Below are 13,207 nucleotides of genomic sequence, written 5' to 3' on the forward strand. Positions count from 1 at the left end.
TCTGTGTGCCTGTGTGCCGGCTAGTTCGACTTGGCCGTGATCCACACGGTGAGGGCGACGATCGCGCCGAGACCGAAGATCCAGAGGAACAGGCCCTCGGCCACCGGGCCCAGCGAACCGAGCTCCAGTCCGCCCGGGGACGGGTTGTTCTGGATGTACTTCAGGTAGGTGATGATGTCGGCCTTGCCCTGGGGCGTGATGTTCAGGTCGTTGAACACCGGCATGTTCTGCGGGCCGGTGACCATGGCCTCGTAGATGTGCTGGGCGCTGACACCGGTCAGCGGCGGGGCGTACTTGCCCTCCGTCAGCGCACCACCGGCACCGGCGACGTTGTGGCACATCGCGCAGTTGATGCGGAACAGCTCGGCGCCATGGGCGGCGTCGCCCTTGCCGTCGAGGTACTTCTGCTCGGGGATAGAGGGCCCGGGAGCGAGGGAGGCGACGTAGTCGGCCAGCGCCTTCACCTGGTCGTCGGTGAACTGCACCGGCTTCTCCTGCGCCTGCGGACCCTGCATCTGCATGGGCATGCGGCCGGTCCCGACCTGGAAGTCGACGGCGGCTGCGCCGACGCCGATGAGGCTCGGGGCAACGGAACTGCCCTGGGCGTTGAGCCCGTGGCAGGTGGCGCAGTTCGCCTGGAAGAGCTTCTTGCCCTCGTCGACCGTGCTCTGGCTCGCCGCGGCGACCGGCTCGTCGGCCGATGCCGTGGTGGTGGTGAACGCGGCGTAGGCGCCGCCGGTCAGTCCCAGACCGATCGCGAGCAGCGCGACAGTGGCCAGCGGGTGACGTCGGCCGGCCTTGCGGGCGGGCTTCGCCGTGGAGACCTGCTTGCCGGTGCCGGGGTTTTTCGGACGCATGGGGTGAAGAACGCTCCTGTTTCCTATCGGATGATGTAGATGACCGCGAACAGCCCGATCCACACGACGTCGACGAAGTGCCAGTAGTAGGAGACGACGATGGCGCTGGTCGCCTCCTTGTGGCCGAAGGTCTTGACGGCGAACGCGCGGCCGATGACGAGGAGGAAGGCGATGAGGCCGCCCGTCACGTGCAGGGCGTGGAAGCCGGTGGTCAGGTAGAACGCGGAACCGTAGGCGTTGGCGCTGAGCGAGATGCCTTCGGAGACGAGCGTGGCGTACTCGAGCACCTGCCCGGAGACGAAGATCGCGCCCAGGAGGTAGGAGAGGGTGAACCACTCCACCATTCCCCACTTGGCGGGGCTCCAGCCCGTGCGGCGCGGCTGCAGGCGCTCCGCGGCGAACACGCCGAACTGGCACGTGAACGAGCTCGCGACCAGGATGATCGTGTTCGTCAGCGCGTACGGGACGTTGAGGTGCTGCGTCTCTGCGGCCCACAGGTCCGGTGAAGTCGACTTGAGGGTGAAGTAGATCGCGAAGAGTCCCGCGAAGAACATCACCTCGGAGCCGAGCCAGACGATCGTGCCGACGGCAACGACGTTGGGCCGGTTGATCGCCGGGGCACTCGTGGCAGGAGAAATGGAGGTGCTCGTCACGTAACCCATTATGGCTGAAAAGAACCCTTGGTTTTCCCACCTGTGGGGCTTGAATCGCCCCGATTTCCGGTTAGGACAGCCTCAGACGGTGCCGATGGCCCGGTATCGCCGTGGCGTGTCGCCCGCCGATAGGATCACAACATGACCCACACGCAGTCCTGGTCGTCCGTGCTGACGTCTCTCCTGGCAGGGGAGCACCTGAGCGTGGCGGACGCGGCGTGGGCCATGGACCAGGTGATGACGGGCGAGGCGACCGACGCGCAACTGGCCGCCTTCCTCATCGCACTGCGCGCCAAGGGCGAGACGGTGGACGAGATCGTCGGCTTCCGCGACGCCATCCTCGACCACGCCGTGCCCCTCGAGGTGGATCCGATGGCGCTCGACATCGTCGGCACGGGAGGCGACCGGTTCGGCACGGTGAACGTGTCGACGACGGCGTCGATCGTGGCGGCCGCCGCCGGCGTGCCGGTCATCAAGCACGGCAACCGGGCGGCCAGCTCGTCCTCCGGCTCGTCGGACGTTCTCGCGGCACTCGGCATCGACCTCACGCTCTCCGCGGACCGCGTCGCCGAAGTACTGCGAAAGGTGGGCATCACCTTCGCCTTCGCGAGCGCGTTCCACCCCGGATTCGCGCATGCCGGTCCGGTGCGTGCGCAGCTGGGCGTCCCCACGGTCTTCAACTACCTCGGACCGCTGTGCAACCCGGCCCGGCCCGAGGCGTCCGCGGTCGGCGTCGCGACGCTCGACCGCATCCCGCTCATCGTCGGCGTGTTCCAGACCCGCGGCGCGACCGCGCTGGTCTTCCGCGGCGACGACGGGCTCGACGAGCTGTCGACCACGGGTCACAGCCACGTCTGGGAGGTCTCGCGAGGCCTCGTCACCGAGCACGACATCGATCCGCGCGATCTGGGCATCCCGCGCGCGCGGATCGACGACCTGCTCGGGAAGGACGCCGCGTACAACGCGGCTGTCGTGCGTGCCGTGCTGGCGGGCGAAGAGGGCCCCGTGCGCGACATCGTCCTGCTCAACGCGGCGGCCGGACTCGTGTCGTACGAGCTCGCGTCCGACCCGTCGAGGGTCCAGGAGTCCATCCTGGATCGGTTCCGTTCGCAAATGGCGGTCGCAGCACAGGCGATCGACTCCGGGGCTGCGGCCGCGAAGCTCGACGACTGGGTGGCTGCAACGCACTGACAGCAGTGGAAGGAAGGGTTTCGATGAAGAAACTGATCAACGACGTACCCGACGTCGTGACCGAGTCCCTCGCGGGTTTCGGCCGGGCTCACGCCGACATCGTGCGGGTGTCGCAGGATCCGAAGTTCGTCTCCCGGGCCGACGGCCCGGTCCAGGGCAAGGTCGGCCTGGTCAGCGGCGGTGGCAGCGGCCATGAGCCGCTCCACGCCGGCTTCGTCGGGAAGGGCATGCTCGACGCCGCGGTGCCGGGCGAGGTCTTCACCTCTCCGACGCCGATGCCGATCGTCGAGGCCACCAAGGCCGCGGACGGCGGGGCGGGCGTGCTGCACATCGTCAAGAACTACACGGGCGACGTGCTGAACTTCGAGACCGCGGCCGACCTGGTCGGCGCCGAGGGCATCACCGTCCGCTCGGTCGTGATCAACGACGACGTCGCGGTGCAGGACTCGCTCTACACGGCCGGGCGTCGTGGCGTCGCGGGCACGGTGCTGGTCGAGAAGATCGCGGGGGCCTCGGCCGATCGCGGCGACGACCTCGACACGGTGACCGCCGTCGCGGAGCGCGTGAACGCGAACGTCCGCTCGATCGGCCTCGCGCTGACCGACGGCACCGTGCCGCACGCCGGCGAGCCGGGCTTCGTGCTGCCCGAGGACGAGATCGAGTTCGGTGTGGGCATCCACGGCGAACCGGGTCGCGAGCGCATCAAGCTGGAGCCGGCGGACCGCCTGGTCGACCGGATGATGGATGCGATCCTCACCGACCTGTCGTTCGAGGGCTCCCCGGTGCTGCTGTTCGTGAACGGGATGGGCGGCACTCCGCTGTCCGAGCTCTACATCCTGTTCCGCCGCGCGGCCGAGATCCTCGACGAGCGCGGCATCACGCTGAGCCGGTCGCTGGTGGGCAACTACGTCACCTCCCTGGAGATGCAGGGCGCATCCATCACCCTGCTGAAGCTGGACGACGAGTTCACCGAGCTCTGGGACGCGCCGGTCCACACGGCCGCGCTCCGCTGGGGCCTCTGACAACCGGACCGACAACGAGAAGGAGGCGTCGATGACGCTGGACACGAACTGGGTGAAGTCGTGGATCTCCGCGGCCGCCGCATCCATCGGCGAGCACAAGCAGGAGCTGAACACGCTCGACCGGGAGATCGGCGACGGCGACCACGGCGAGAACATGGACCGCGGGATGCGCGCCTCCGTCGAGGCGCTGGACAAGCTCCCCGACGACGCGACGCCGAACGCGGCGTTCCGCTCGGTGGCCATGACGCTGATCTCGACGGTCGGCGGCGCCTCCGGCCCCCTCTACGGCACGGCGTTCCTGAAGGCGGCGGACCCCGTCGGTGACGGCGGCTCGATCGACGAGGCGGCGATCGTGGCGGCCCTCGCGGCCGCTCGCGACGGGATCGTGTCCCGCGGAAAGGCGGAGGTCGGCGACAAGACGATGATCGACGCCTGGACGCCGGCGGTCGACGCCGCCGCCGCGGCGCAGGAGTCCGGGGCCTCGGCCGCGGACATCCTGGCCGCTGCGGCGGACGCGGCCGAGAAGGGCGCCGTGGCCACCGAGCCGCTCGTCGCCCGGAAGGGGCGCGCGAGCTACCTGGGCGAGCGCTCCGCCGGGCACCGCGATCCGGGCGCCCAGTCGACCGCGCTGCTGCTGCGTGCGGCAGCGGGAGCAGCCGGATGACCGCGACGGTCGGCATCGTCTTCGTCTCCCACAGCTCGCAGATCGCCGCGGGGATGGTGCAGCTCGCCGGTCAGATGGCCGGCTCCGTGCGGCTCGTCGCCGCGGGCGGTACGGACGACGACGGGATCGGCACCAGTTTCACCAAGGTGATGTCGGGCGTTTCGGAGGCGGACGCCGGTGACGGGGTCGTCGTGATCAGCGACCTCGGATCGGCGCTGCTGACCGCGGAGACCGTGTTGGACATGCTGGACGAGGAGCAGCGCTCCCGCGTCCGGGTGGTCGACGTGCCGTTCGTGGAGGGCGGGGTCGCTGCTGCGGTCGCGGCCGAGTCGGGCGGCGGACTCGACGAGGTCGTCGCTGCAGCCGAGGGCGCCGTGGATGCGTGGGCCGGGAAGGCCCCGGAGGACGCGGCCCCCGCTGCGGCTCCCGCCGAGTCCGCCGGTCCGTACGAACGCGAGGTGCTCGTCCGGAACCCGGAGGGCCTGCACGCGCGTCCGGCGGCGGAGTTCGTCAAGCTCGCGAACACGTTCCCCGTGAAGGTGACCGTCAACGGCAAGGACGCGAAGAGCCTGCTCGGGATCATGTCCCTGGGCCTCACCGCGGGTTCGACGGCCCGAATCGCCTCCGAGGACGCCGACGGCCGAGCCGCTGTGGACGCCCTCGCCGACCTGGTCGACACCGGCTTCGGCGAGATCTGACCGTCGAGTGGTGACTCGTTGTCGCAATCCGGATCGGATTGCGGCAACGAGTCACCACTCGACGCGGTCAGCCGCGGACGGGCGGCTCCAGCGGGAGCATCATCTCGCGCTCCTCGGCGGTGCGGTCGAGCGGGTACGGCTGCGTGTGCCCGGTGAAGACGAACCCGCGTCGCAGGTAGGAACGGATGGCGGCCTCGTTGTCCTCGTGCACATCGAGCAGGAGGCGCCGGCCGCGGCCGCGCGCCCACTCGATCACCGCATCCAGCAGGGCGTCGGTCATGCCGCGACGGCGTCCGCGCCACCGCGGCGACACGTAGACGCCCACCAGGTAGGGGTCGTGCGTGGACTGCGGCTGGTAGCCGCCCATACTGCCCAGCCAGCGGCCGTCCTCGGCGACGGCGGCGAACAGCCGGCTGGTCGGTGAGGCGTTCGCCGCTCGGCGCTTCCAATGCTCGTCGGGATGCGCGCGCGCCTGGTCGAGCGTCTCCAGGAACGCCATCGGCGTGTCCTCGAGCATCTCGAACCGGAGCGCGCGGTACTGCTGCCAGTCGTCCTCGGTGCTGGCGCGGACCACCCAGCCGGTCATCGGCTCAGTCCCGGGCGGACAGCAGGGTCTCGGCCTCGGCGAGCAGGATCGCCGTGCAGAGACCGTCGAGAGCGGTGGTCAGCTCGCCGAGCGGCGGGAAGGACGGCGCGATGCGGATGTTCGCGTCGCGCGGGTCGTCGCCGTACGGGAAGGTCGCGCCGGCCGGGGTCACGGCGATGCCCGCCTCCTTGGCCAGCTGCACCGCACGCTTCGCCGAGCCGTCGAGGACGTCGAGGCTGACGAAGTACCCGCCCGCCGGCGCGGTCCACGAGCCGCCGCCCCAGGGGGCCAGACGGTCGCGGAAGGCGGCGTCGACGGCCGCGAACTTGGGCGCGAGGATGGCGCGGTGCTTCTCCATGTGCGCGGCCAGGCCCGCCTGGTCCTTGAGCAGTTCGGCGTGGCGCAGCTGGTTGAGCTTGTCCGGGCCGATGCTCTGCGCGGAGAGGTTGTGCAGCATCCACTCGACGTTCGCGGGGGAGGCCCCGAAGAACGACACGCCCGCGCCCGGGTAGGTGACCTTGGAGGTGGAGGCGAACACGAGCGGACGGTCGGGGTTGCCCGCCTCGGCAGCGAGGGCGAGCACGTCGATCGGCTCGGGGCGCGCGTCGGTGAGGTGGTGGACCGCGTACGCGTTGTCCCAGATGAGCCGGAAGTCGGGGGCCGCCGGCAGCGAGACGAGGGCGCGCACGACCTCCTCCGTGTACACGGCGCCGGTCGGGTTCGAGTAGACCGGGACGCAGAACATCCCGCGGATGCTGTCGTCCGTCTCGAGCAGCGACGCGACCGCTGCGATGTCCGGCCCGTTGTCGTCGGAGGGCACCGGGATGAGACGGATACCGAAGCGCTCGGCGATGGTGAAGTGCCGGTCGTAGCCTGGCACCGGCGCCAGGAAGCTGATCGGGCGGCCGCTCCAGGGGAGTTCGCCGCCGGGCACGCCGTGCAGCAGCGCGAAGGCGATGGTGTCGTGCATCAGCGTGAGACTCGAGTTGCCGAGCGCGAGGAGCTGCTCGACGGGGACGCGCAGTGCGTCGGAGAAGATCGCGCGCAGCTCGGGCAGGCCGGTCGGTCCGCCGTAGTTCCGCAGGTCGGTGCCCGCCGCGTCGCGGTACCGGCCGTCGGGCAGGTGGAGGAGGTCGTCGGAGAGGTCGAGCTGCTCGGCGGACGGCTTGCCACGCGTCAGGTCGAGTTTCAGGCCTGCGGCCTTCAGCTCGTCGTAGTCCCGCGCGAAGGCGGCGTGTGCATCGCGCAGCGACGCGGTGTCGAGGTCGGCCAGGGCGGAGGGCGAGATCGGTGCGGAGGTCACGTGATCGATCGTAGCGGCCGAGCCTCAGGGGCCGCTCGGCCGACGTGTGCCAACATCCGGAGTGTGACCGACGAACTGAAGCATCACCGTGGACTCACCCGTCTCAAGATGACGGTCGCCATCGGAGCCGGCGTGGTCGTCGGTGTGGTCGTCGGCCTGGTCGGTGCCTGGCACTACGCCATCATCGCCGGCTGGGCTGCGGCCTGCCTGGTGTACGTGACCTGGGTGTGGGTGAGCGTGTGGCGGCTGGACGGCGCGGCCACGAAGGACCACGCGACCCTCGAGGACCCGGGGCGCCGTACCGCCGACCTGGTGCTGATCCTCGCGGCGGCGGCGAGCGTGGTCGCGGTGGTCTACATCCTCGTCGATGCGAAAGCTCTCAAGGGCGGTGCACAGCTCGGCGTCGCCCTGCTCGCGATCGTCTCGGTGGCTCTGTCGTGGACGCTCGTCCATACCCTCTACGCGCTGCGCTACGCCCGGATGTACTACCGCTCGGGCGGCGGGATCGACTTCAACCAGAAGGAGGACCCGCAGTACAGCGACTTCGCCTATCTGTCCTTCACCCTCGGGATGACCTTCCAGGTGTCGGACACGGATATCTCGAGTACGTACATCCGCCGGTCGATCCTGCACCACGTGCTGCTGTCGTACCTGTTCGGGACCGTCATCGTCGCGGCGACCGTCAACCTGGTGGCGGGGCTGGGCTGAGGCGGCGGCGTCAGCGGGTGCAGGTGACGAAGCGGTAGCGCATCCCGTTGCCCGCGGTCTGCCAGTCGCCCGCGTCCGTCGTCCATCCCGCACCCGGGTCGGGCGCTTGCGTGTCGCCGGTGACCTCGAGGTCAATCTCGGTGATCTCCAGCCGGTCGGCGATCGGGAGGGTCTGGCGGTACAGCTCTGCGCCGCCGATCACCCAGACCGTGGCCGCGCCGTCCGCTGCCGCCAGCGCGTCGTCGAGCGTGTGCGCCACCGTCGCGCCGGGCGCATCCCAGGCGGGCTGCCGGGTGACGACGATGTTAGTGCGACCGGGGAGCGGGCGGTACCGCTCGGGCAGCGACTCCCAGGTGCGGCGGCCCATGATCACCGGATCGGAGCCGGTCAGCGTGCGGAAGTGCTTCAGGTCTTCGGTCAGGTGCCAGGGCATGACACCGCCGGCGCCGATCACGCGGTCGTGGGCCTGCGCCCAGATCAGCGCGAGCGTCATACCGCGACGGCCGCGCGGATGGCCGGATGGTGCTGGTAGTCCTCCACGACGAAGTCCTCGAAGCGGTAGTCGAAGATGCTGTCGGGCTTCCGGGCGAAGCGCAGGCGCGGGGCCGGATACGGGTCGCGCGTCAGCTGCTCGGTGACCTGCTCCACGTGGTTGTCGTAGATATGGACGTCACCGCCGGTCCACACGAACTCTCCCGGCTCGAGGCCGACCTGCTGAGCGACCATCAGGGTGAGGAGGGCGTAGCTGGCGATGTTGAACGGAACGCCGAGGAACATGTCCGCGCTGCGCTGGTACAGCTGGCAGGACAGCTTGCCGTCGGCGACGTAGAACTGGAAGAAGGCGTGACAGGGGGCGAGCGCCATGTTCGGGATGTCGGCGACGTTCCACGCCGAGATGATGATGCGGCGCGAATCCGGGTCACTGCGGAGGGTGTCGATCACCTGCTGGATCTGGTCGATGTGCTGCCCGTCGGGGGTCGGCCACGACCGCCACTGCACGCCGTAGACCGGGCCGAGCTCGCCGTCCTCATCCGCCCACTCGTCCCAGATGGTGACGCCGTTCTCGCGCAGCCAGCCGACGTTGCTCTCGCCGCGGAGGAACCACAGCAGCTCGTAGGCGATGGACTTGAAGTGGACGCGCTTGGTCGTGATGAGCGGGAAGCCGTCGGCCAGATCGAACCGGAGCTGGCGCCCGAAGACGCTGCGTGTTCCGGTCCCCGTCCGGTCCGATTTGTGGGTGCCGTCAGCCAAGACGTCGCGCAGCAGGTCCTCGTACGGGGTCGCAATCTCGCTCACACCCCGATGCTACTTCGCGCAGCCCACAAGTGTCCGGATGCCTCTCCTACCGGGTGACCGGCGCGTCGTAGTCTGACGTCATGGAACGGCGAGCGAGCGGAGACCGTCACAGCGACGACGAGCTCGCCAGCGCCCTGGAGGAGGAGGTCGCGCGGATCACGTCGGCCATCCCGATCATCGTTCCGCGGGCGTCGCCCGAGCCCTCGCAAGACGACGACGGCGGGGGTGACGACGAGGTGGGTCCGCCGACGGAGCTCATCAGCTTCGACGACCTGCCCGAGAGACGCGAACCGACCGGACCGGAGCCGACCTTCAGCCCGTGGGTGGCCACGGCGGCCGTCCCCATCCAGCGGGCCCGACCTGCCAGCGAACCGGAACCCCGTGCCGACGGGACCGGACGGTCCGATGCATCGGAGCGGGCGGAGGAACCGCCGCTGAGCCCGCCCACGTTCCTGCCGGTCGCCCGCGCGGAACCGCTGGGACTCGTCCCGCCGGAGCTGGCGCCGCGCGACTCCGAGCCCGTCCCCGTCCTGTCGGACGCGATCGTGGCGGGCGCGGTCGTTGCCGGTCCCGAGACTGGCGAAGTTCCGGTACCCGCAGACAGCGACAACGACGTGCTGGACGACGCCGAGGCGGACGTCGCAGCCGAGCCGCAGGCGAGCGCTGAGACCACCGGGGAGTTCCGCCCGCGGGACAAGAAGGCCGGCCGCGCGGCGCTCTTCGTGCCCGAGACCACAGACCTCGAGCCCACGCCGGTCGAGCAGCGGCTGGGGCACGCATCCCGGATGTTCTGGCTCTGGTTCGCGGGGACGTCGTCGCTGATCAGCGTCGGCGTCGGCGCCACCCTGTTCGTGCTCGGGCTGAGCCTGCGTCAGCTGCTGGTCGCGACGCTGGTCGGGGTAGCGCTGTCGTTCCTCCCGCTCGGCCTCGGCACGCTCGCGGGCAAGTGGAGCGGGCAGCCGACCCTGGTGGTCTCGCGCGCGTCCTTCGGCCTGCGGGGCAACCTCGTGCCGACCGTCCTCGCGCTGATGGTCAAGCTGTTCTGGGGCGCTGTGCTGCTGTGGCTGGCCGGCTCGGCTGCCGGATCGCTGACGACGGCGGAGCACTGGCCGGGCAGCGCGCTCGCCGCGACGGCGGTGGCGCTCGCCGTGACGGCCTTCGTGGCCGTGGCGGTGGCGTATTTCGGATACGCCCTGGTGGCGCGCATCCAGCTGGTGCTGACCATCGCCTCGGCCGCGCTGATCGCGCTCATGGTGGCGGCGACGTGGAATCACGTCGACGTCACACGGGCACTCGCCGTCCCGGACGCCCTGTGGACCCACGTGCTGACCGGCGCGGTGATCGTGTTCAGCTATGTCGGCCTGGCGTGGGCGATGAGCAGCGCGGAGGTCGCGCGCTACCAGCGGCCGCTGTCGTCCGGGGGAGCGGCGATGCTGTGGGCGACCTTCGGCGCGGGCGTGCCTCCGTTCGTGCTGGTGTCCTACGGCGGTCTGCTGGCGGCGTCCGACCCGACTGCCGCTGCGGAGCTGGCCCGCGACCCGGTCGCCGGGCTCGTGCGGCTCGGGCTGCCCGGCTGGTATCCGGTGCCGCTGCTGCTCGCTGTGGGACTCTCCCTCATCTCGGCGCTCGTCCTCACCGTCTACTCGGCCGGCTTCACGCTGGATGCGCTGGGCGTGCGCCTCGGACGTCGGTGGAGCACTCTGGCGGCCGGCGTGGGGATCACCGTCGTCGGGGTGCTGCTCGCGGCGACCGTGACCGACCTCTCGGCGGTGATCCGGGGCGTCCCGACCGCACTGTCGGTGCCGGTCGCCGCCTGGGTGGGCGTCTTCTCGGGCGAGATGATGCTGCGCACCCGGCGATTCCACCAGGCGTCCCTGCTCGCGCGCGGCGGGGAGTACCCCGACTGGCGGTGGACCAATCTCGGTCTGCTGATCGGAGGCACCGTTGTCGGGCTCGGCCTGATCAGCTCGCCGCTGCCGTGGCTCGCCTGGGAGGGGTACCTGTTCCGGCTGGTCGGGATCGACCCGCATGCGGGGATCGGGGCGAGCAACATCGGTGTGCTCGTCGCCCTGGGTGTCGGGCTGATCGGGGCTCTCGTCAGCGGGGCTCCGGCGGTGCGCCGGCAGGAGTTGGCGGCCGGATGAACGGGTACCGCCGGGACCCCATCCCGTAGGCTGAACGACGTGCCGCACACCCTCGCCTCCGTCCGTGACACCATCGAGCAGCTCTGGCCGCTCGCGGGTGCCGAGAGCTGGGATGCGCCGGGTCTGGTGTCGGGGGATCCGGAGGCGACCGTCGATCGCATCCTGCTCGCCGTGGATGCCGTCGCGGCGACCGTCGACGAGGCGGTCGCGCTCGACGCCGACCTGCTCATCGCCCACCACCCGCTGCTGCTGCGCGGAGTGACCAGCGTCGCCGAGGACCGCTACAAGGGCGCCCTGCTGGCGCGGCTGATCCGCGGCGGCGTCGCGCTGTACGCCGCCCACACCACGGCGGACGTCGTCGCCGACGGCACCAGCGACGTGCTCGCCGGCCGGCTCGGGCTGCGCGACACCTCCCCGATCTCGCCCGCCTCCGACGGCACGACCGGCATCGGCCGGGTCGGCGACCTCCCGCAGGCGACGACCCTCGGGCAGCTCGCCCGCGCGCTCGCCGACCTGCTCCCGCCGACCGCGGGCGGCGTGCGCGCCGCGGGCGACTACCACCAGCCGGTCACCCGCGTTGCGCTGTGCGGCGGCGCGGGCGACTCCCTGCTCAGCACCGACGCCGTCCGCGGCGCCGACGTGTACATCACCGCCGACCTCCGTCACCACCCCGCCTCCGAGGCGCGGGAGCAGGCGGCGCTCGGCGGAGGACCCGCCCTGCTCGACGTCTCCCACTGGGCGAGCGAATGGCTCTGGCTCGACACCGCCGCCGACCAGCTGCGCGCCGCCCTTCCCGGAGTCGAGGTCGTGGTCAGCGAACTGCGTACCGACCCGTGGGACTTCGCCATCCTGCAGTGACCGGCGACACCGGCACCACCCGACCCGCAACGTAAGGAAGCACCGCACCGTGAAAGCCAGCCCCGCCGACCAGAACGAGCTGCTCCGCCTCCAGGCCGCCGACACCCGCCTGGCGCAGCTCGGTCACGCCACCAAGAACCTTCCGCAGGCCGCCGAGCTGGCGAAGCTGCAGCCGGAGATCGAGGCGCTGCGCGCCCGCTGGATCGCCGCCACCGGCGAACTCGAGGATGCCCGCACCGAGCTGAAGCGCATCGAGTCGGACGTCCAGATCGTCGACGCCCGCGCCAAGCGCGACACCGAGCGGGTGCAGCACACCTCGTCCGTCAAGGACGTCCAGGCGCTGGAGGCCGAGCTCGCCTCGCTCGCTAAGCGCAAGGACGACCTCGAAGAGATCGAACTGACCGTGATGGAGCGCGTGGAGGGTCTCGAGCAGGCGCTCGCGCGTGTCGAGGCCGAGCGCGCCGAGCTGGACGGCCGCGTGCAGACGCTCGAGGCGCAGCGCGGCGAGGAGGCCGGAAAGCTGGAGGTGCAGCGCTCGGCGCTCGCCGCCGACCGGGCCACGATCGCCGAGGCTCTCCCGGCCGACCTGATCGAGCTGTACGAGCGCCAGCGGGCGCGCTACGGCATCGGCGCCGCCGCGCTGATCCGCGGGGTGTCGATGGGGTCGAACGTGAAGCTGACCGAGTCGGACCTCTCCGACATCCGCCGTGCGGCTCCGGACGACGTGGTGATGTGCCCGGACAGCGGGGCCATCCTCGTCCGCGGCGAAGACTCGGGGCTCTGACACCGGCGGCTGCCGTCACAGCGCGCTGCGCTATCGTGGATCGCGGAATGGGTCGGCAAGACGGTCGCGTCGGTCCGCGTCAGCGGGCCGCCGAGGAACGTCCGGGCTCCGCAGAGCAGGGCGGTGGGTAACACCCACCCGGGGCAACCCGCGAGAAAGTGCAACAGAAAGTAGACCGCCGGGGGCTCACGCCCTCGGTAAGGGTGAAACGGTGGTGTAAGAGACCACCAGCGGCCGGGGTGACCCGGCCGGCTGGGTAAACCTCGCCCGGAGCAAGGTCGGACAGGGGACCATGAGGCTGCTCGTCTCGTCCCCGGGTAGACCGCTGGAGGGCGGCGGTAACGTCGTCCCGAGATAGATGGCCGTCCGCGGTGCTCGCACCGTGACAGAACCCGGCGTATCAGCCGGCCCATTCCCTCCCTTCTTCCTTCGGCGTCGCGGAT

At 70.7% G+C, this 13,207-nt stretch carries 14 protein-coding genes and 1 other RNA gene; 9 read left to right on the top strand and 6 right to left on the bottom strand.

All coding sequences use genetic code 11. The features are described from left to right. Positions 1-20: 20 nt before the first annotated feature. The gene (gene qcrC, locus QRN40_RS14280) at positions 21-857 is read right to left on the bottom strand and encodes a cytochrome bc1 complex diheme cytochrome c subunit (protein WP_285116371.1); all 837 of its coding nucleotides are present in this window, start codon (positions 855-857) and stop codon (positions 21-23) included. A 23-nt stretch (positions 858-880) separates the two neighbouring features. Continuing rightward, positions 881-1,519 (bottom strand): aa3-type cytochrome oxidase subunit III, encoded by a 639-nt coding sequence (gene ctaE, locus QRN40_RS14285; protein ID WP_285116373.1) that lies wholly within the window; start codon positions 1,517-1,519, stop codon positions 881-883. A gap of 132 nt (positions 1,520-1,651) precedes the next feature. On the opposite strand from ctaE, the gene trpD reads away from it, so the two are divergent. Genes trpD through dhaM form a run of 4 tightly spaced genes read left to right on the top strand, consistent with a single transcriptional unit; the run spans position 1,652 to position 5,085 of the window. Beyond that, complete coding sequence (gene trpD / locus QRN40_RS14290) at positions 1,652-2,701, top strand: anthranilate phosphoribosyltransferase (RefSeq protein WP_285116375.1); 1,050 nt, start codon at positions 1,652-1,654, stop codon at positions 2,699-2,701. A gap of 23 nt (positions 2,702-2,724) precedes the next feature. After that, the gene (gene dhaK / locus QRN40_RS14295; protein WP_285116378.1) at positions 2,725-3,723 is read left to right on the top strand and encodes a dihydroxyacetone kinase subunit DhaK; all 999 of its coding nucleotides are present in this window, start codon (positions 2,725-2,727) and stop codon (positions 3,721-3,723) included. Positions 3,724-3,754: 31 nt separating this feature from the next. Further along, entirely contained in the window at positions 3,755-4,387 is a 633-nt protein-coding gene (gene dhaL, locus QRN40_RS14300; protein ID WP_285116379.1) for a dihydroxyacetone kinase subunit DhaL, read from the top strand. After that, a complete protein-coding gene (gene dhaM, locus QRN40_RS14305) occupies positions 4,384-5,085 on the top strand; it encodes a dihydroxyacetone kinase phosphoryl donor subunit DhaM (RefSeq protein ID WP_285116380.1) in 702 nt (233 codons plus the stop codon). Before dhaL ends, dhaM begins: the two co-directional genes overlap by 4 nt. 67 nt (positions 5,086-5,152) lie before the next feature. On the opposite strand, the gene QRN40_RS14310 is transcribed toward dhaM, so the two are convergent. Together QRN40_RS14310 and QRN40_RS14315 are read right to left on the bottom strand one after the other, a co-directional pair. Next, the gene (locus QRN40_RS14310; protein WP_285116382.1) at positions 5,153-5,671 is read right to left on the bottom strand and encodes a GNAT family N-acetyltransferase; all 519 of its coding nucleotides are present in this window, start codon (positions 5,669-5,671) and stop codon (positions 5,153-5,155) included. Positions 5,672-5,675: 4 nt separating this feature from the next. Then, a complete protein-coding gene (locus QRN40_RS14315; protein WP_285116383.1) occupies positions 5,676-6,974 on the bottom strand; it encodes an aspartate aminotransferase type Ic in 1,299 nt (432 codons plus the stop codon). Between the two features lie 63 nt (positions 6,975-7,037). Between QRN40_RS14315 and QRN40_RS14320 the strand changes: the two genes are divergently transcribed. Next, complete coding sequence (locus tag QRN40_RS14320) at positions 7,038-7,682, top strand: DUF1345 domain-containing protein (RefSeq protein ID WP_285116385.1); 645 nt, start codon at positions 7,038-7,040, stop codon at positions 7,680-7,682. 10 nt (positions 7,683-7,692) lie between these two features. Here QRN40_RS14320 and QRN40_RS14325 read toward each other — a convergent pair whose 3' ends face one another. Both QRN40_RS14325 and QRN40_RS14330 read right to left on the bottom strand, forming a co-directional pair. Beyond that, positions 7,693-8,175 carry a dihydrofolate reductase gene (locus QRN40_RS14325; protein WP_285116386.1) on the bottom strand — a complete coding sequence of 161 codons (483 nt, stop codon included), beginning with the start codon at positions 8,173-8,175 and terminating at the stop codon, positions 7,693-7,695. Then, positions 8,172-8,978, bottom strand: a complete 807-nt coding sequence (locus QRN40_RS14330; protein WP_285116387.1) for a thymidylate synthase — start codon at positions 8,976-8,978, stop codon at positions 8,172-8,174. The genes QRN40_RS14325 and QRN40_RS14330 overlap by 4 nt, the downstream gene beginning before the upstream one ends. 80 nt (positions 8,979-9,058) lie before the next feature. Between QRN40_RS14330 and QRN40_RS14335 the strand changes: the two genes are divergently transcribed. The 4 genes from QRN40_RS14335 (at position 9,059) to rnpB (ending at position 13,180) form a co-directional block, all read left to right on the top strand. Beyond that, positions 9,059-11,122, top strand: coding sequence for a cytosine permease (locus QRN40_RS14335; protein WP_285116388.1), 2,064 nt, complete (start codon positions 9,059-9,061; stop codon positions 11,120-11,122). Between the two features lie 39 nt (positions 11,123-11,161). Next, on the top strand, positions 11,162-11,980 hold the full coding sequence (locus QRN40_RS14340; protein ID WP_285116389.1) for a Nif3-like dinuclear metal center hexameric protein: 819 nt from the start codon (positions 11,162-11,164) through the stop codon (positions 11,978-11,980). Positions 11,981-12,029: 49 nt separating this feature from the next. After that, on the top strand, positions 12,030-12,764 hold the full coding sequence (locus tag QRN40_RS14345) for a zinc ribbon domain-containing protein (RefSeq protein ID WP_285116391.1): 735 nt from the start codon (positions 12,030-12,032) through the stop codon (positions 12,762-12,764). Between the two features lie 48 nt (positions 12,765-12,812). Beyond that, an RNA gene (gene rnpB, locus QRN40_RS14350) (RNase P RNA component class A) lies at positions 12,813-13,180 on the top strand. Positions 13,181-13,207: the final 27 nt, after the last annotated feature.

It is taken from the genome of Leifsonia sp. fls2-241-R2A-40a (assembly GCF_030209575.1).
Taxonomy (GTDB): domain Bacteria; phylum Actinomycetota; class Actinomycetes; order Actinomycetales; family Microbacteriaceae; genus Leifsonia.